The organism is Paraburkholderia sp. D1E (assembly GCF_052682275.1).
The window spans coordinates 7,507,640-7,525,503 of record NZ_JBQYMB010000001.1; the positions used below are offsets into that span (position 1 = coordinate 7,507,640).

At 62.5% G+C, this 17,864-nt stretch carries 16 protein-coding genes; 6 read left to right on the forward strand and 10 right to left on the reverse strand.

The window, feature by feature from the left end; translation table 11 throughout:
* Nucleotides 1-95 precede the first annotated feature (95 nt).
* Nucleotides 96-1,373 (forward strand): glutamine amidotransferase-related protein, encoded by a 1,278-nt coding sequence (locus tag ACUN0E_RS33705; protein ID WP_445569321.1) that lies wholly within the window; start codon nt 96-98, stop codon nt 1,371-1,373.
* Between the two features lie 56 nt (nt 1,374-1,429).
* Here the strand turns inward: ACUN0E_RS33705 and ACUN0E_RS33710 are convergent, their stop codons facing one another.
* The 4 genes from ACUN0E_RS33710 to ACUN0E_RS33725 form a co-directional block, all read right to left on the reverse strand.
* Entirely contained in the window at nt 1,430-2,422 is a 993-nt protein-coding gene (locus ACUN0E_RS33710; RefSeq protein WP_445569322.1) for a threonine ammonia-lyase, read from the reverse strand.
* Between the two features lie 63 nt (nt 2,423-2,485).
* Entirely contained in the window at nt 2,486-3,640 is a 1,155-nt protein-coding gene (locus tag ACUN0E_RS33715; protein ID WP_445569323.1) for a porin, read from the reverse strand.
* Nucleotides 3,641-3,740: 100 nt separating this feature from the next.
* Complete coding sequence (locus ACUN0E_RS33720) at nt 3,741-4,589, reverse strand: ABC transporter substrate-binding protein (protein WP_445569324.1); 849 nt, start codon at nt 4,587-4,589, stop codon at nt 3,741-3,743.
* A gap of 249 nt (nt 4,590-4,838) precedes the next feature.
* Nucleotides 4,839-5,708 carry a LysR substrate-binding domain-containing protein gene (locus ACUN0E_RS33725; protein WP_445569325.1) on the reverse strand — a complete coding sequence of 290 codons (870 nt, stop codon included), beginning with the start codon at nt 5,706-5,708 and terminating at the stop codon, nt 4,839-4,841.
* A gap of 111 nt (nt 5,709-5,819) precedes the next feature.
* On the opposite strand from ACUN0E_RS33725, the gene ACUN0E_RS33730 reads away from it, so the two are divergent.
* Both ACUN0E_RS33730 and ACUN0E_RS33735 read left to right on the forward strand, forming a co-directional pair.
* Nucleotides 5,820-6,233 (forward strand): VOC family protein, encoded by a 414-nt coding sequence (locus ACUN0E_RS33730; RefSeq protein ID WP_445569326.1) that lies wholly within the window; start codon nt 5,820-5,822, stop codon nt 6,231-6,233.
* Nucleotides 6,230-7,174 (forward strand): 2-hydroxyacid dehydrogenase, encoded by a 945-nt coding sequence (locus tag ACUN0E_RS33735; RefSeq protein ID WP_445569327.1) that lies wholly within the window; start codon nt 6,230-6,232, stop codon nt 7,172-7,174. The genes ACUN0E_RS33730 and ACUN0E_RS33735 overlap by 4 nt, the downstream gene beginning before the upstream one ends.
* 29 nt (nt 7,175-7,203) lie before the next feature.
* Here the strand turns inward: ACUN0E_RS33735 and lhpH are convergent, their stop codons facing one another.
* The 3 genes from lhpH to ACUN0E_RS33750 all read right to left on the reverse strand — a co-directional run bounded on the left by lhpH (nt 7,204) and on the right by ACUN0E_RS33750 (nt 10,965).
* Nucleotides 7,204-8,211: a trans-3-hydroxy-L-proline dehydratase gene (gene lhpH, locus ACUN0E_RS33740; RefSeq protein ID WP_445569328.1), complete on the reverse strand. Its 1,008-nt coding sequence runs from the start codon at nt 8,209-8,211 to the stop codon at nt 7,204-7,206.
* 97 nt (nt 8,212-8,308) lie between these two features.
* The gene (gene msrA / locus ACUN0E_RS33745) at nt 8,309-9,046 is read right to left on the reverse strand and encodes a peptide-methionine (S)-S-oxide reductase MsrA (RefSeq protein WP_445569329.1); all 738 of its coding nucleotides are present in this window, start codon (nt 9,044-9,046) and stop codon (nt 8,309-8,311) included.
* A gap of 47 nt (nt 9,047-9,093) precedes the next feature.
* On the reverse strand, nt 9,094-10,965 hold the full coding sequence (locus tag ACUN0E_RS33750) for a cytochrome c biogenesis protein DipZ (protein ID WP_445569330.1): 1,872 nt from the start codon (nt 10,963-10,965) through the stop codon (nt 9,094-9,096).
* Between the two features lie 206 nt (nt 10,966-11,171).
* Here ACUN0E_RS33750 and ACUN0E_RS33755 point away from each other — a divergent pair, with 206 nt between their 5' ends.
* Together ACUN0E_RS33755 and ACUN0E_RS33760 are read left to right on the forward strand one after the other, a co-directional pair.
* Nucleotides 11,172-11,924 carry a response regulator transcription factor gene (locus ACUN0E_RS33755; RefSeq protein ID WP_445569331.1) on the forward strand — a complete coding sequence of 251 codons (753 nt, stop codon included), beginning with the start codon at nt 11,172-11,174 and terminating at the stop codon, nt 11,922-11,924.
* Complete coding sequence (locus ACUN0E_RS33760; RefSeq protein WP_408232852.1) at nt 11,921-13,414, forward strand: HAMP domain-containing sensor histidine kinase; 1,494 nt, start codon at nt 11,921-11,923, stop codon at nt 13,412-13,414. The genes ACUN0E_RS33755 and ACUN0E_RS33760 overlap by 4 nt, the downstream gene beginning before the upstream one ends.
* Nucleotides 13,415-13,466: 52 nt before the next feature.
* Here ACUN0E_RS33760 and ACUN0E_RS33765 read toward each other — a convergent pair whose 3' ends face one another.
* The gene (locus ACUN0E_RS33765) at nt 13,467-14,126 is read right to left on the reverse strand and encodes a M24 family metallopeptidase (RefSeq protein ID WP_408232855.1); all 660 of its coding nucleotides are present in this window, start codon (nt 14,124-14,126) and stop codon (nt 13,467-13,469) included.
* 428 nt (nt 14,127-14,554) lie between these two features.
* On the opposite strand from ACUN0E_RS33765, the gene ACUN0E_RS33770 reads away from it, so the two are divergent.
* Nucleotides 14,555-15,718 (forward strand): porin, encoded by a 1,164-nt coding sequence (locus tag ACUN0E_RS33770; RefSeq protein ID WP_445569332.1) that lies wholly within the window; start codon nt 14,555-14,557, stop codon nt 15,716-15,718.
* 308 nt (nt 15,719-16,026) lie between these two features.
* Here ACUN0E_RS33770 and ACUN0E_RS33775 read toward each other — a convergent pair whose 3' ends face one another.
* A complete protein-coding gene (locus ACUN0E_RS33775; RefSeq protein ID WP_445569333.1) occupies nt 16,027-16,608 on the reverse strand; it encodes a c-type cytochrome in 582 nt (193 codons plus the stop codon).
* A complete protein-coding gene (gene soxC / locus ACUN0E_RS33780; RefSeq protein WP_445570571.1) occupies nt 16,601-17,851 on the reverse strand; it encodes a sulfite dehydrogenase in 1,251 nt (416 codons plus the stop codon). The genes ACUN0E_RS33775 and soxC overlap by 8 nt, the downstream gene beginning before the upstream one ends.
* Nucleotides 17,852-17,864 lie beyond the last annotated feature (13 nt).

Consider the following 17,864-nt stretch of genomic DNA (forward strand, 5'->3'; position numbering starts at 1 on the left):
GCCTGCAGCATTAAACGACGTGTGGCCGGTCCGGTACGGCCATACGCCCAAACAACGGTGCATGACGCGCGCCCACCCGATCTCCAGAGGCCCCGATGCTGTACCTCGTTGAAGACGATGCCGACACGCCGGCACACTACGGCGCACAGGCCGCGATTCTGGCCAATGTGGTCGGCGCGACATTGCAGCATCTCGCAGCCCGCTTCGACGAAAATCGTTTCCCCGACGCGTTACAGCACGTGACCGGTGACGGCGCCCTCGTGCCGAGCGGCCTGATCTGGAGCGAACGCCTGAGCGGGCAGCCGGTTACTGCGGCACGCAGCGCCGAAGACCTGATCGCGAACGCGGCGAACGCGGCCGTGATCGTACCCGTCCACCCTGGCACCGAGGGTGGACTCGCGAGACTCGACGCGCTATCTGCCCTCGCCACCCGCAGCCATGTCGCGACCGTTCGCTATCGCGTGATGCGCGCACGCAGCCTCACCGAAACAGTCGAACTCGAACAGTCGCACAGCACGAGCCGCGTGACGAGTATTGTCACGCGGGCGCAGCAGGACCGGTTTGGCCGCTGGACAGGGAGCGCATCGCACGCGCAAGGTGGACCGGGTGCGGCCTTCCCGGCAACCGGCGCACACAAGCGCACGGCGAGCGCAAGCGTGCACATCGCGCTGATCGGCCGCGAAGCGGATCAACGCGACACTTACCCCGCCACGCTCGCCGCGCTGGCGGACGCGGCCGACGCGCTAGCGATCAGCATGGACATCAGTTTCGTCTCGCCGCACGACCTGGGCGACGCGAGCGCCGAAGAGGCGCTTGACGCTTTCGACGGTATCGTCCTGCCCGGCGGGGCCGACATGACGCGCGTGGCGGGACAGATTGCGGCCGCGACATACGCATGGCGCGCGTCGAGACCTGTCGTCGGTCTATGTCTCGGCATGCAGTCAATGGCCACCGCGATTGCACGGCTCGCCATGCGCACGAACGATGTCGGCTTGATGGAAGCCCAGCCGGACGCGAGAATCTTGAGCTTCGTGCCGATCGGGGCCGATCGTTCGGCACCGCCCACCCATCGCCTCGGGCGCCATCCGCTCGACGTCGCGCCGACCTCCAGGTTGAACGCGATCCTCGGCAAGCAGCCGTGGATTCATTGCAATCACCGCTACCGGCTCAATCCCGAACTCGATGTGCCGCTGTCGTCTGTTGGCGTGGAGATAGTCGCTCGCGATGCCAGCGGACGGATCGCGGATGCGATTGAAGCACGCAACCATCCGTTTTTCATCGGCATGCAGGGACATCCGGAACTGTCGTCCGCAAGCGGCGCCCCTCATCCGCTATTGAGCGCGTTTCTACGCGCCGCGGCGGACCGCGCCTGAGGCACGATCCGATGCAGCCTGCGGTCCGCATTGCCCGCAGGCATCGCTACGCATACTCAGACTTCCGCTTTGCTGATGGCTGACGCGAACAGCGCAGCGTCGACGTTACCACCGGACGCGATCACCAATACCCGCTTGCCGCGCAGCGATGCCGCGACGGGATCGGTCATCAGTGCGGCGAGTGCCACCGCGCCGCCCGGCTCCACGACGACGCGGAAAGCCTCGAAGCAGAATGCCATGGCCTGCATGACTGCATGGTCGCTGGCCGTGAGTACGCCGGAGAGTCGCTGGCTGTTGATCGAGAACGGCAACTCCGCCGGGATCGGCGCGAGCAGCGCATCGCAAATCGACGTAGTGCCGGCCGGGTTGGCCTCCCGATTTCCCGATGCAAGAGAGCGCCGGGTATCGTCGAATTCGGCCGGCTCCGCCGCCCAGACCTGAGCGCGCGACCCCGCCGCCTCGACCGCGAGACAAGTGCCCGCCGAGAGTCCACCGCCGCCACACGGCACGATGATCGCGTCGAGCGCATCCTGACCTAGCCGCGCCAGCGCTTCGAGCGCAACGGTGCCCTGCCCCGCGATCACGTGATGGTGATCGCCCGGCGGAACCACGGCAAACCGGCCGCGTGTCGCCAACTCCGCTGCCACGGCCTCACGGCTCTGGCGTTCGCGGTCATAGCGGACGATCTGCGCGCCGGCGATCCTGGCTTTTTCGACTTTGTTCGCGGGGGCGTTAGATGGCATGACGACCGTGGTCGCGATACCGAGCATCCTGCCGACGGTGGCGATTGCCTGCCCGTGATTGCCGGTCGAGTACGCCACGACGCCGTCCGGACAGTCGTGCCGGTCGAGACGCGACAGACAGTTATACGCTCCGCGAAACTTGAACGCCCCGGTGTGCTGAAGACTCTCCAGTTTGACGAAGACTTTCGCCCCCGTGATTTCGTCGAGCAGATCCGACCGCACGACCGGCGTGTCGATCGCAACGTCGCGCAGTTGCGCGGCCGCGTCCAGCACATCTTTCGCGACGGGTGTTTGATAAGACAACATGCTATAGGTCTCGATTCTAAAAAAATGGGAACGGCAGGTATCCCCTGCCGCGAGCCGTTGTGATCAGAAACGATGCCGCAAGCCCACGGAGACAATGGCCTGCGTACTCGTGCCGTCGACGCCGTAGGACGAGATGGTTGCCACGGCGGCCTGCGTCCCGCCGGACGCCGTGCGTTGCGTGCCGCTCGCGCGCTGGAACGCGGCAGTAGCATAAACGTCGGTGGCTTTCGACAGCGTGTAGAAACTGCCTGCACTCACCTGGTTGTAGCGTGCCGACGCATCACCGCTTGCCGAGGTCAGGATGTAGCCCACGCCTAAGCGCAATCCAGGAGAGACACGATAGAAGCCATAGACCCGCCCGGTGTTGAACTTCTGCGTCGCCGCGAAAGTCGACTCCCCGTCGCTGGTGTAGCGCGCGTTGCTGTAGCCCGCTCCCAGTGTGAACGCGCCGATCTGATACTGCCCTGCGACTTGCGCGATCGCGAGCATATGTGCGCTCTGGTAAGCCGTATTGATCGACCCACCTTCGAAAAGTGCGTCGGTGGTGGCGCTGGTCCAGCCGGTGCGTTTGCCCGAAGCGGCGTTGGCGTTGGCCGCCTGAAAGTAACCGGCGGCAAGTTTCAACGGCCCCTGGCTATACGAGACAGCACCGCTTGCGGTATAGCCCTGGCCGGTCGACCCTGCAACGCCACCGAATGCATACAGCGCCTCGAATTGCAGTCCTGAATAATTTGGACTCGAATATTTCACCGCATTCGAAACACGTGCGCTGAAATCGTTGTTGTCGACATCGCCCGGCGTCGCGAACGGGACACTGCCGCCCGTGCCGTCCGCGGTCAACGGTTGCACGAGGTCGACGACCGGGTCGTACATGCGGCCCATGACCACCGATCCCCAGCGCTCACCCGACAGCCCGACGAAGGACTGCCGGCCGAACTCACGGCCGCCCTGAAGCAACTTGCCGGTGCCGATCGAAAATCCGGATTCGAGCTGGAAAATCGCTTTCAGGCCACCGCCGAGATCCTCACTCCCCTTCAATCCCCAACGGTTCCCCGATAACCCACCGCTGAGCAAACTGTAGCGATTGCCGCTCGATGTCTTCAGGTAGCTGATACCGGCATCGACGATGCCGTACAACGTGACGCTGTTCTGCGCATGTGCTGTTGCAGAGATGCCGGTCAATGCGACCGCCACACTTATCGAAGCCACTCGTTTCATTTTCTGCCTATGGTCTGTATGCAAACGACGGATGAGCGACGCCCGTCAAGGCGGGGTCCCCGCCTCGACCATTCATCCTGAGAGGAAAAATATTCGGCGCTTAGTCGGTATGAGCGGCGGCCGAGTCCTGGCCATTGAAAATCGACACGGAAGGCGGCAGCTTCCATTTCTCGATCAACTGCTTGTACGTGCCTTGCGCCACCACTTTCGCAAGGGCATCCTTCAGCGCCGCCGCTACGGCTGCATTGCCTTTCGGGACGGCGAACCCAATCGTGGTCGTCTGTTCGAATTCCGGACCGACCGCCTTGTAGACGTTGGGCACTTCGGTCAGCAACTGCACGGTTCCGGGCGTCGAGTTGTAGATGGCGTCGGCGCGCCCCTGGCGCAGGCTCAGCGCCGAATTCTGCGCGGTCGGCAAGGTCATGATGTTGGGCGCGCTGTGGCCGGCCGCGACGCAGCGCTGCGCGTCGGCGCGTGCGTAGGTTTCCTCGATACCGCCCAGCGTGACCGCGATGTTCTTGCCGCAGATCGAATCGTCCCGGCCGGTGATCTTCGCGGGATTCGCCGCCTGCACGATGACCCGGTCGCCGATCCGCAAATACGGCACGAAGTCGACCTGAGCGCTGCGTGCCGGCGTCATGTACATCGCCGAATTGATCAGGTCGATCCGGCCACCTTGCAGCGCCGGGATCAAGCCGCTGAACTGCATGTTCTGCGGGGCGGGCGTCAGATTCATCGCTTTCGCGACCGCATTGATCAGATCGATGTCGAAACCCGTCAACGCACCGTTCTGGGTGAACTCAAACGGGGCGAACGTCGCCGCGACGCCGTAAGTCAGTTGCCCGGCTTCGACCGTCTTCAAAGGCGCGGCTGCCAGGGCAGGCGCGGCACAAGCGAACGAAATGGCTGCCGAGGTGAGCAGTGCGCGCAGCGCGATAGAGGGTTTCATGGCGATCCTGGTGGCGAAAATAGAGGTTTTGCTTAAGTTGTACAAATTTATACAAACACGAAAATGAATCGTCAAGCGAGAATTTAAGTTCTCTTTCAAAATCACCATGAAATGTGCGTTTTTGTTCGTGGTTCGCCTTCCAACATTTTGTATTTTTACTTCATCTTGTACATGTTGAAGCAAATCACAGAGACAATCTGATCCGGATACGCCGTGCCTCACGCACCGGCCGTTACGCAGCGGCGCGGATCATTTCGCCGGCGACTCGACAAGCGCCCGCGAAAGGATGGCCAGCATGTTGAGGCGGTCCGCCTGAGCGCTCGTCAACAGCACGATTTCGCGCTCATAGGCCCCTTCCGTGATCTGCGTCATCCGGCAGTCGCCAGCGAAACGCTCGATGCCGGACCAGCGCGGCACAAGACTGACACCCACGCCATCCGCCACCAGCATGGCAATGGCCTCAAGCGCGTCCAGATCGCAGATGACAGACGGCTCGATCCCCTTGTCGGCGAGAAATTTAGCCGAATAGCGGCCTCCCCATGCGTCTGGGTCGTAGCGTATGTAAGAGCGCGAGCGCAATAGCGAAACAGCGCTACCGCGTGCGTTTTTGTCCGCCAGCAAAACAAGCGGTTCCCTGCGCAGCACGACAGCACGAGTCGTTTTCGGCAGCGGAAACGGTGGAGCGACAACGATGGCTGCATCCAGCTCGCCTGCCTGCAGCGCCTGGTAAAGGCCACGGGAGGTTCCAGGGATAATCACCGGCCGGCCCTGCGGAGCCTGTTGCGTCAGCGCCCGCAAAGCGCCTGGCAGCATACCGGTCAGCGCGGTGGAGATCGCCCCGACCCGCAATGTGCCGCTCAATCCGTCCAGGTCCGCGTCGCCTTCCAGTAGCGCCGACTCACGCACGATACGGCGGGCGCGCGGCAGAAGGCTCAGACACGCCTCGGTCGGCCGCGCCGTGTACCCGCTGCGCGAGAGCAGTGCAAAACCAAGTTCGCGTTCGAGCGCCTGAACCCGCTGACCGATCGCCGCGGCCGTAATCTGTTCCACGCGCGCGGCATCCGCAATCGACCCGCAATCGACCACCGCGATCAGGCTTTTCAGATAACGGGTTTCCAAAAGAATTCCTTTTGTTTTATAAAAAAATACATGCTATCTCTTTCGTAGAGCCGATGCTAGGCTGCCGGAATCGCATCACTGACCTCTCTCCCGCCAAGCCTGGAGCCTCCTATGCAAACCTGTTTCCATCTCGCTTATCACGTGCGGGATCTAGACGAATCACGCGCGTTCTACGGCAAGATCCTCGGCTGTCAGGAAGGCCGCAGTACCGATACATGGGTGGACTTCGACTTCTTCGGCCATCAGATCTCGTTGCATCTGGGCGAACCCTTTCCCGTCACGAACACGGGCAAGGTGGGTGAACATTGGGTGCCGATGCCCCACCTCGGCCTCGTGATGGAAATGCAGGACTGGCGCGAACTCGCGGACCGCCTCGTCGCCGAGGAGATCGACTTCGTCATTCCACCGGGCCTGCGCTTCGCCGGCGAACCGGGCGAGCAGGCAACCATGTTCTTTCGCGACCCCTGCGGCAATCCGATCGAAGTCAAAGGCTTTGCCAACCTCGGCAAGGTGTACGCAAAGTGAAGACCGCTATTCCCTTCATCTGCAGCCCTCACTACCCGTTCGCGGCAGACTGGATCGACGCCCTGCAACAGGCAATGCCCGACGAGAAGATCGTGCCGCTGCATGCGCTGGATGCACAAGCGAAGGCCGCTTGCACGGTGGCCATCGTCGCCAACCCGTTGCCGGAGGACGTTCGGCAACTGCCTCAATTGAAGTGGGTACACAGTGTCTGGGCGGGCGTCGAGCGGCTCGTGACCGATCTGGCCGATACCGATCTGAAGATAGTCAGACTGGTCGATCCGCAACTGGCCGAAACCATGACCGAGGCCGTGCTGGCCTGGACGTTGTACCTGCATCGCGACATGCCGGCCTATGCGGCGCAACAGACCAATCGCCAATGGCTGGCGCAGGATTACACGCGTCCACAGGATAAGACTGTGGGGCTGCTGGGGCTGGGCGCACTTGGCGAAGCGGCTGCCCGGCGTCTGGTGGCGTCCGGCTTCAACGTCTGCGGATGGAGCAGAACGCGCAGAGACGCATCCGACGTCGAGTGCTTTGCGGGCGACGCCGAACTGCCCGCCATGTTGGCGAAGACGGATATTCTGGTTTGCCTGCTGCCGTTGACGGTCCACACGAAGGGACTATTGAACGCGACAAGGCTAGGACATCTCCCCGAGCACGCGTCGCTCATCAATTTCGCGCGCGGCCCGATCATCTGCGACGACGCACTGCGCGCGGCACTGGAATCTCGCCGGATAAAACACGCGGTGCTCGACGTGTTCAGCGTTGAGCCGTTGCCGCCTGATAGCTGGCAATGGGGCAATCCGCACGTCACCGTCTTGCCGCATATCTCCGCGCCGACGGATCGCCGGACGGCATCGGCGATTGTCGCTCGAAACATCCGCACCTATCACGCAAGCGGCGCGCTTCCCGAAAGCGTCGATCGGGCACGGGGATATTGAGCGGTCGCTGTCATCGGCGCGAGCCCCGCTCAACGTACCAGGAATCCATACTTGAGTGGATCGCGCTCGTCGATGATCCAGTTGGCGAATCCGCACACATGGGCTGAACCTTCGATCTCGGGGATCACGGCCGGGAACTTGCCAAGTTGCGTTTCAGCTACAACGCGTGCGCGAAACACGGTGCCAATGACCGATTCATTCACGAGTACGTCGTCTCGCCCGATCTCGCCACGCAGATACAGTTGCGCCACACGGCCTGCGGTGCCTGAACCCGTCGGAGAACGGTCCACCTCCCGGTCCGCGAAAATGCAACAGTTCGCCTGAGTCGATTCGGGAAATCTTGGCAAGCCGTGAATGATCGTGCCGTAAATATGGTTGATTTCCGGAATCTCCGGGTGCACGAGCGGGAACGCCTGATTGGCGGCAATCTTGACTTCCGCACCGAACTGTTTGAGCGCATCGACCGATGACTCGCGAATGGTGAGGCCATGCGGCGCGCCGTCTGTGTAGAAATAAAATGCCCCGCCGAATGCGATGTCGCCTGTCACGGTCCCGTAGGTCGGCGTCTCGACGCTCACGTCGCGCCGGTAAATGAACGAGGGTACGTTAATGAATCGCACACCGTTGGCATGCATGCCGTCCCACTTGACGAATGCTTCGATAAAACCACACGGTGCGTCGATGCCGACACGCGTCTCGGGCGATTCGCGCTGCACCCAGCCGAGCTCCACCGCGGCCGTTGCCAGGGCGATCACGCCATGTCCGCAGTGGTCGCTATATCCTTCGTTGTGCAGGAAGATCACGCCGAAATCAGCCGTGGGTGAAACGGGCGGCGTGAGATAGCCCCCGTACATGTCCGCGTGTCCGCGGGGTTCGAACATCAGGGCCTGACGAATATTGTCCGCATGTTCGCGTACCCAGGCACGGCGCTCCACAATCGAGTTGCCCTGCAGGCGCGGAAGGCCCGACGTGACGATCCGGAACGGCTCGCCGCCGGTATGCACTTCAACGGTACTGATTGTGCGGCTGACCTGCATATCCGTATCTCCTCTGGATGGTGTCTGCGCACCATTATGGACGCCATGCGACGTGCCGCGTGCTGCGACGGGCTCAACCCTCTTTTCGTGCGAGAAACTACGCGCTCACTTTCAGCAACACAGGATCATTACGATACAGATCGGGAAACATCCGCTTCAGTTCGCTCACCTTCGGCAGATCGTTAATCGCGATGTACGGGGAGTCGGGATGGAGAGCGAGGAAATTCTGGTGGTAGTTTTCCGCCGGATAGAAACCCTTGAAGTCCTCCACGCGAGTAACGATAGGCCCTGAAAATACGCGCGCTTTGCCAAGCTGCGCGATATACGCTTGCGCAACAACGCGCTGCTGAGGGTTGGCCGGGAAAATCGCTGAACGGTATTGCGTCCCGTGGTCGGGTCCCTGATAGTTCAGCTCGGCGGGGTCGTGCGCCACCGAGAAGAAAATCTGCAACAACCGTCCGTAGGTGATCTGAGTCGGGTCGTAGGTAATCTGCACCGACTCCGCGTGTCCCGTGTCGCCTTCGCTGACGGTTTCGTATTGCGCGGTGCCGGCCGCCCCGCCTGTGTAGCCCGAAGCAACCTGCTTCACGCCGCGCACGTGTTCGAATACACCCTGGACACCCCAGAAGCAGCCGCCCGCGAACACGGCCGTTTCACTATGCGTCGCACCAACTTTTTCATCCTGGGCAGGCGGTGGAATCCTGATCGCTGCTTCAGCCGAATTCGCGATGCGCTGCGCGGCGAAAACACTCGCCGCGATAGCAACGCAACCGGCAAGTCTGGCAAAGGCCGAACGCTTGCTTCGGGAAGTCTGACGGGTAGAAGTCGTGTGCATGACATCGGTCCTTCAAAGAGTGGTTGATTCACGCCGCCCGGCCCGGATTAGCCGAACGTAAATGCATACGCCTGCACGCCGGGATCCAGAAACTCGATCGAGAACGTGTGATCCGCGACATCGCCGGTTTGCCGCACGAGCTGGTAAAGACGCTGCTCGGTTACGGTGCCGCTGCCGTCGGCGGCAACGTCGGTACCGTGTGCGGCGCCCGGTGCGGCGCCATCGACGCTCACGCGGAAGCGAACCGGCTTGCCGTCCTTGCCCGGACCCAGCACGAGGTGCAGATCGCGAGCATGAAAGCGATAGACGATGCGCCCCGACGCAGCCGCGAGCGTCGCATGTTCGGCGCCGACCTTCCATGCGCCGGCCAGTCCCCAATCATTGACGGCGGGCTGTGACGGCGCCGAATAGGTGTGCACCTTGTCCTGCGCCTCACCGCCGGGCGAAGCGAAATTCTCCGCACGTTGATAGCCGATATAGGTTTCCGGCGACTGCATATCGGCGTTGTCGGCCGCGGCCTGTACACCTTGTGCGCTGGTACTCGTGATGCCGAGCGCGACCTTCGACGCGCTTGCATGCCCCGCTTCCGCCAGCAGTTGCTGAATCACCTTTTCGGATTCCGCATAATCGCCTTCGCCAAAATGGTGATAGCGAATCTGCCCTTTCGCGTCGACGAAATAGTGCGCCGGCCAGTACTGATTGTTCAGCGCGCGCCAGATCGCGTAGTTGTTGTCGATGGCAACGGGATACTCGACGCCGAGATCGTGAGTGGCCTTCTTCACGTTGTCGATATTGCGTTCGAACGCGAATTCCGGTGCATGCACGCCAATCACCACCAGGCCTTGATCCTTATATTTCTGCGCCCATGCCTTGACGTACGGCAGTGAACGCAGGCAGTTGATGCACGAGTACGTCCAGAAGTCGATCAGCACAACCTTGCCGCGCAGGCCCTGGACCGTCAGTGGCGGCGAATTCAACCATTGGACGGCGCCATCCAGCGTCGGCAACACGCCTTCGACCGGCAACGGGGCCGCGCCGCCTGGCGTGCCTTGGGCGGCACGCATCATCGCACCGGAGTCGGCAGAGGCGCTGGCATCGGCGGCGGGGTTGGCCGTCATCACGGCATTGTTGTTCGCTACATTGACCACCGTATTGGCTGCACGAGCTGCTGCCGCCCCATTGGCCGGCGTCGCGCCGGGCGAAAGCGTGTCCACCAGTTTCTGTTCGATGCCTCCGGTGGCGATAGTCGAGATGCGTGTCAGCACACCTGTGTCGAGGCCCAGCGCAATCGCCACCACGCCGCATAGCATCGCCGCACCGATCCCGCGGCGAATCCATTCGCCTGCCCCCAGCGAGCGCTTCATTGCCGTGAACACGCGTCCGCCGATCAGCAGCGCCACCGCAAGCGAAGTTGCGGCACCGGCCGCATAGGCCACCAGCAACAGCGTGGTGCCGACACTGGCGCCCCGTAGTGCCGCACCGGTCAACACGAGGCCGAGAATCGGACCAGCGCACGGCGCCCACAACAGACCCGTCGCAATGCCCAACAGAAATGACGAACCCGGGCGAACCTGCTGGCCGTCGCTCTGGGCGAAGTTCGACAGGCGATTGCCGGCGCTCACCAGCGGCCGCATCAGATGATCGGCAAAGCGTGGCAGCAACAGCGTCAGTCCGAAGACGGCAAGCAATACAATCGCGAGCCAACGGCCATACTGGTTGGCCTGGGTGACCCAGCCGCCACCCACGGCGGCAAGGGTCGCGACGATGGCGAACGTAAGGGCCATGCCCGCGAGCAAAGGCAGCCCGCTGCGCACGAACGGCTGATCGGCGCGCGCGAAAACAAACGGCAGCACCGGCAGGATGCACGGACTGAGAATCGTAAGGGCGCCGCCAAGATAGGCAAGAACGATAAGTAGCATGTCGGTTCCGGACGTGGGTGCAGGAATCTGCGGAAAGTGGCCCCATCCTAAAGCGCGGAGGATGTCGAAGTCCTCACGGAAAGTTAAATTAAATGTGATAACTCGCTGCCCGAAAATTCTGCACAATGGCGCAACGGCCCGCTTTTGCCGGAGCGCGTTCTTTCCACCGTTCTGAACCACGCCCTAGCCCGCGTCTAAAGCCCTCCATGGACCACTCGAAGCGCATCCTGATCGTCGAAGACGACGTCGACATCGCCAACGTGCTGAGCCTTCATCTTCGCGACGAACGTTACGAAGTCGTGCACAGCGCGGACGGCAACGAAGGGCTGCGATTACTGGAGCAAGGCGGCTGGGACGCACTGATCCTCGACCTGATGCTGCCGGGCGTAGACGGCCTGGAAATCTGCCGGCGCGCCCGTGCAATGACGCGCTATACGCCGATCATCATCACCAGTGCGCGTTCGAGTGAAGTACACCGGATTCTCGGCCTCGAACTCGGCGCCGACGACTACCTGGCCAAGCCGTTCTCGGTGCTCGAACTGGTTGCACGCGTCAAGGCGTTGCTGCGGCGCGTCGAAGCCATGGCGAAAGACTCGCGAATCGACGCGGGCAGTCTGCAGATTGCCGGCCTGACGATCGATCCGCTCACCCGCGAGGCCACCGTCGAGGGCAAGGCCATCGAACTGACGCCGCGTGAATTCGACCTGCTCTATTACTTCGCGCAGCATCCCGGCAAAGTGTTCTCGCGAATGGACCTGCTCAATGCCGTGTGGGGTTATCAGCACGAGGGCTATGAACACACCGTCAACACCCATATCAACCGGTTGCGCGCCAAGATCGAAGCCGATCCCGCCCAGCCCGAGCGCATCCTGACCGTCTGGGGACGCGGCTACAAGCTGGCTGTGCCAGGTCCAGGCGACGGGCCTGCGCCCGGCGGCGCACATCAGGACGCGCCGTGAATCTGACACTGACCCAGCGACTCTTGCTTGTTTTCGCCGCGCTCCTGCTGGCGTGCTGCGGCGCGTCGGCGTGGCTGCAGATCCGTTCGAGCGACCTGCACGAAAAGGAAGTCGTGCAAAGCCTGTCGCGCAGCCTCGCCGACCATATCGCGCACCGCACCACCCTGATGGATGCGAACGGCTTAAGGCCCGACGCAGTGCGCCAACTGTTCGGCCAGTTGATGATGGTGAATCCGAGCGTCGAGGTATACCTGCTCGATAACCGCGGGCGCATCCAGGGCGACGACGCTCCTGCGGGCCACGTCAAACGCGAGCAGGTGAATCTCGCGCCGATCCGGCAATTCATTGCTGGGGACGCGTTACCGATCCTCGGCGACGACCCGCGCAGCCTCGACGGAAAAAAGGTGTTCAGCGCCGCACCGCTGCAGTTGAGCGGGCAGCAACCCTCCGGCTATATCTATGTCGTTCTGCTCGGCGAGGAGCACGACGCACTGGCTGCACGCGTCGCCGCCAGCTCGGTGCTGCGCACTACGCTGTGGTCGATGGCGCTGGTCGCGCTGCTCGGTTTGCTCGCGGGCCTGACGGCCTTCGGCCTGATCACGCGGCCGCTGCGCCGCCTGACCGACGCCATGCGCCGCTTCGACGCCGACGGCGAGCCCGACACGCAACCGGCCGTGCCGCGCTCGGCGCCGGCCGGACAGCGCGATGAAATCGCGGTGCTCGAAGCAACGTTTGCGCAGATGGCGAACCGCATCGGCGAGCAGTGGCGTGCGCTGACGAGACAGGACCAGCAACGGCGCGAGCTGATCGCCAATATTTCGCACGACCTGCGCACCCCACTCACTTCCTTGCACGGCTACCTCGAGACGCTATCGCTCAAGGCCGACACACTCGGCGAAACAGAGCGCAAACGCTATCTCGCGATTGCGCTCGCACAAAGCGTCAAGGTCGGGCGGCTCGCACAAGCGCTATTCGAATTGGCCCGGCTCGAACACGGCAACGTGCAACTCGCACTCGAGCAATTCTCGCTGGTCGATCTGGTCCAGGACGTCTTCCAGAAATTCGAGTTGCCGGCCGAGGCACGGCACATCCGGCTGCGAGCCGGTATTCCGCCTCGGCTGCCAAACGTCTGCGCCGATCTCGGCATGATCGAGCGTGTCCTGACGAACCTGCTCGATAACGCGATTCGCCACACGCCCGCCAACGGGGTAATCGATGTCGATCTCGCGCACAAGGACGACCGCGTATCGGTCACGGTGAGCGACACCGGTCCCGGCATTCCAGCGGAGCAGCGCGCGGGATTGTTCGAACGTCCATTCAGCTCAGGCGGCGCGCATCGCGGCGGCGGACTCGGCTTACTGATCGTGCAGCGCATGCTGCAATTGCATCACAGCCAGATACGCCTGCTCGAACATGCGGGACCCGGCACGACATTCCGCTTCGACCTGCCGACAAACGAGAAGCCGACTGTCGCCAGCATTCCGCTCTGACCGATCGTCTGACGCGGCACCGGGGTGACGGGTTGCCGCGTAAGGAGCGCGATCAGATCAGCAAGTCCTCATAGAACGAGCCGAACGGCCGGGTCGGATGGGCGAGCTGGATTTCAAGAATCCAGAGGCCGGTGTCCGGACAATCCGCGAAATCGCCCAGATCGCCCGCCTTATAGATGGCGTGCGGAAAGTCGCTGACGCGATGACCCTTGATGTCGAGGTTCAGACGCCACCCGAGCGCCGTCGCACGCCGTTCGGCAAAGTCATACAACGCTTTACCGCCCGCGCGCGTCGACCGCCAATGCTGCTCCACTTCGTCGAACACGGTCTTCGCGGCATCCGCGCAGGCCTTCATCTGCGCATCGTTGCCGACCACAAAGGTCGCGCCCGCATCGCCCTCATGCTGATCCCAGACCACGCCCAGATCAACGAAGAAAATATCGTCGTCCTTGAGTTGCGGGTCGCCGTCCGATCGCTCCTTGAAAGTCTTCAGCGTGTTCTCGCCGAAGCGCACCAGCATCGGATGCCAGATACGGTCCATGCCCAACTCGTTCAGCACAGTCTTGCATAAGGCCGTCGCCTCCGACTCAAGCATGCCGGGCTGGATCCGCTCTGCCAATCGGTCCACCACTTCCCATGTTTTGCCCCGAGCGTATTTCATCGACTCGAGCACGTATTTGCTTCCGACCGCCTGCTTTGCCACGCTGTCCATCCATCCTCTCCGGTTATATCCCTTTGAATATAGCGAGAGGGAGGTCCGGTGTCCACGGCGCACCTCGGCTTACTGTGTGTCATAAAGACTACAACTTCATGCAAACTTGTTTACGGATAGACAACGGGCCGATATATTTCGAAATATATAACGGAATAAGACGTCGCGGTTCGCCCGAAACGCTTATACGCCTGACAGATTCGTCGTTGCTCCGACGCTTTTGTCGCCAGGCGGCGAGTACCGTCCACAACGCGGTTTTCGTCCCGCCCCCGTTCAATCGCATCCTCCAGACATTGATCTCTTTCCTGCGCGGCCTCGTGCGGCTTTGCCGTGGGCGCTCGATCAATGCCTGTATCGCTTGCCAACCTGGTTCGCGTAGCGCGTGACAACCACGCACCGCGCGGCCACCCTAAAAGAAGAAGGAAAAAATGAAAAAGACCCTCCTCGCCACCGCAGTTCTCGGAAGCGTCACGCTCAGCGCCCATGCACAGAGCAGCGTCACGCTCTACGGCCTGATCGATGCGGGTATCAGCTACGTGAACAACGCGCGTGCCGGCACGGGCCATGGCAGCCTCGTCAAATACGACGACGGCGTCGCATCGGGCAGCCGCTGGGGCCTGCGTGGCACGGAAGATCTCGGTGGCGGCCTGAAGGCGCTGTTCGTGCTGGAAAGCGGCTTTAACAGCGGCAACGGCACGCTCGGCCAGGGTGGTGCGATGTTCGGCCGCCAGGCCTTCGTGGGCCTGTCGCAGAACGGTATCGGCTCGCTGACGTTCGGTCGCCAGTATTCGTTTTCGACGGATTACCTGGGCGGCACGTATTCGACCGGTAGCCAGACCGTTGCAGGTAACTACGCTTATCACATCAACGATGTCGATCAACTGACTTCCAGCCGCATCAACAACGCGGTCAAGTTCAGCAGCGCGAACTTCTCGGGTTTCACGTTCGGCGCGTTGTACGGCTTCTCGAATCAGGCTGGCGCATTCGCCGGCTCGCCGGCTAGCGGCACGACCGCTGCACCGGTCGCGGGTTCGTCGCGCGCCTACAGCTTCGGCGCAAACTACGCGAACGGCCCGATCAGCGTCGGCGCAGCGTACACGGACATTCGTTACCCGAGCCAGGCTGTGCCGACCTTCTCGAGCACGATCGCCAACGTGTCGGCAGGCAATGTGCGCGACCTGCGCACGTACGGTATCGGCGGACGCTACGCGATCGGCGCGGCCACGCTGTGGGCCCTGTACACCAATACGCGTTTCGAAACGCTGACGGGTGCTGCGACGACGTTCACGGCCTATGACGCAGGCGCAAAGTACGCATTCACTGCGGCGTTGACCGTCGGTGCCGGCTATACGTATATGCATCTGGGTAACGCAAACAAGGGGCACTGGAATCAGGGCGACCTGAGCGTCGACTACGCGCTGAGCAAGCGTACCGACGTGTACGCACTGGGCATTTATCAGATCGCTTCGGGTCGCAACGGTACGCAGGACGTGCAGGCCCAGATCGGTTCCAGCACGAGCTTCTTCGGTCCGTCCGGTTCAGGTGCGGACAACCAGTTGGCATTCCGTGTCGGCGTGCGTCACCGTTTCTAAAAGTCGGATTTCTGGCGACAGCACACTGCGTTCGGATTTGAGCAGCGCGTTGCGTTGAAACTGAAAACATGCCGGGCGCCTGATACGCGGCCGGCATGTCGTTCAAACTGGCTTGCCAGGCCGTTAATGATCGGGCACGAGATGCGGCGACCCCGCGCGAATTCACATGTCCAGGTAAAATTCCAGTCCAACTATGTTGCGGCTGATTCAGCGGCAACACCCGCAGCCGCGCAGTAAAAATGATCCGGCATAGTGCCAATTCTCACTGCGGCCCGTGAAGCAGAAAGCGCTTTACCAGTGCGCGCGCTTCACAGTCGTCCCGGACGCGGATCAATCACGAAACCACCACGATTAGGCATCACTACACGCGGCAGCGAGGCCGCGTCGAGCGTCGTATTCGCCGGCACGATGCCGTTCCGGTTGAGCAGAAATGCGCTGACCGCGTACACCTCATCGGCGGAAAGCGATTCGGGCGCGTTGTAAGGCATCGCGCGGCGGATATAGTCGAACAGCGTCGTCGCATAGGGCCAGTAACTGCCCACCGTTCGCTTCGGCTTCACGCCCGTCAGCTTACCCTGTCCACCTACCAGTTGATCGCCAAGACCGCCCTCGCCCTGCGCCCCATGGCACGCCGAGCATTTCGCGGCGAATACGTGCGCGCCGGTCGCAACATCGCCGCTACCCGCAGGCAGGCCACGGCCATCCGGTGCGACGTCGATATTCCACGCCGTGAGGTCCTGCTCCGTGAGCGGCGTGCCGATGTCGTGGGACACCTCCGTGTCCTGGCCGCCCGGCGCGATCGTTGAACATGATGCCAGCGCCGCGAGCGACAGCAGCGCGATCAGTGCCACTCGCGCTCGCATGCGCATCGGCGACCGGCCATCACGCATTGCGCACCTCGCCGCTGGCGTCGACACGCCATTGCTGGATCGCGTTGTAGTGGTACTGCGAATTCAGGCCGCGCGCGGCAACGAGTTCGGCACGCGTCGGTTGCACATAGCCGGTCGAATCGGTGGCGCGCGAGAGAATCGCGGCAGCGCCGCCGTCCCAGCGCCAGTCCGCCTGAAAACGCGTGAGCGCGCGATCGTGGATGGCGCCGTCCAGACGCGCGGGGCGCCACGTTGCACCGCCGTCGGTCGACACGTCCACCTTGCGGATCGTCCCGCGTCCTGACCAGGCCAGACCGGTGATCGGGTAATAACCGTGCGTCGTGAGGCGATGTCCCGGCGACGGCCGCGTAATCACGGACTTCGCGTCCATCTCGAACGCAAACTGACGCGCGGTGCCGTTCGCGAGCAGGCTGGTGTATTTCGACGTTTCTTCGCGCGTTTGTAACGGCGCATCGACCACTTTCAACCGACGCAGCCACTTGACGTTCGTATTGCCCTCAAAGCCCGGAACGATCAGACGCAGCGGATAGCCGTTCTCCGGGCGCAAGCGTTCGCCGTTTTGCGCGTAGACCACGAGCGCGCGATCGAGTATCCGTTCGAGCGGCAAACTGCGCGTCATCGCAGCGGCGTCCGCGCCTTCCGCCAGCAACCAGCCCCCGCCCGTTGTGCTACCGGATGCCGCGACGCCCCCCACCTCCTCCAGCAAAGTCGACAAACGCACGCCGGTCCATTCGCAGCACGACAGCAGCCCATGCGTGAGTTGCACCGGCATGCCGCTCGGGCCATTCCACTCGTTGCCGGTATTACCGGAGCATTCGAGAAAATGAATCCGCGATTCCGACGGCAGGCGCAGCAGGTCGTCCATCGTGAATAGCTTCGGAATACGTACGAGGCCATGAATGGCCAGCCGATGCTGATCGGGATCGATGTCGGGCACGCCGCCGTGATGACGTTCGTAGACCAGCCCGTTGGGCGTAAGCGTGCCGTGCAAATCGGCGAGCGGCGTCATGGACGACGCCGCGCCGGGCAACGGCCACGTGCGTGCACTCCGGCGTACTACATCGGCCTCGTGCGGCGACGGCACACCGTAGGGATGCTCGAGGATGGGCGCACCCGGCACGCGGCTCGATTGCGCCACCGCGAGCGGCTTAAGCAGTTCACTTGCCGTCGCGGCTTGCGAAGCAACGAGGCCGCCGGCCGCAAGGCGGCCAAGCAGCCGACGACGGCCGGGCGACGGTGGCATATCCACCGGGGAA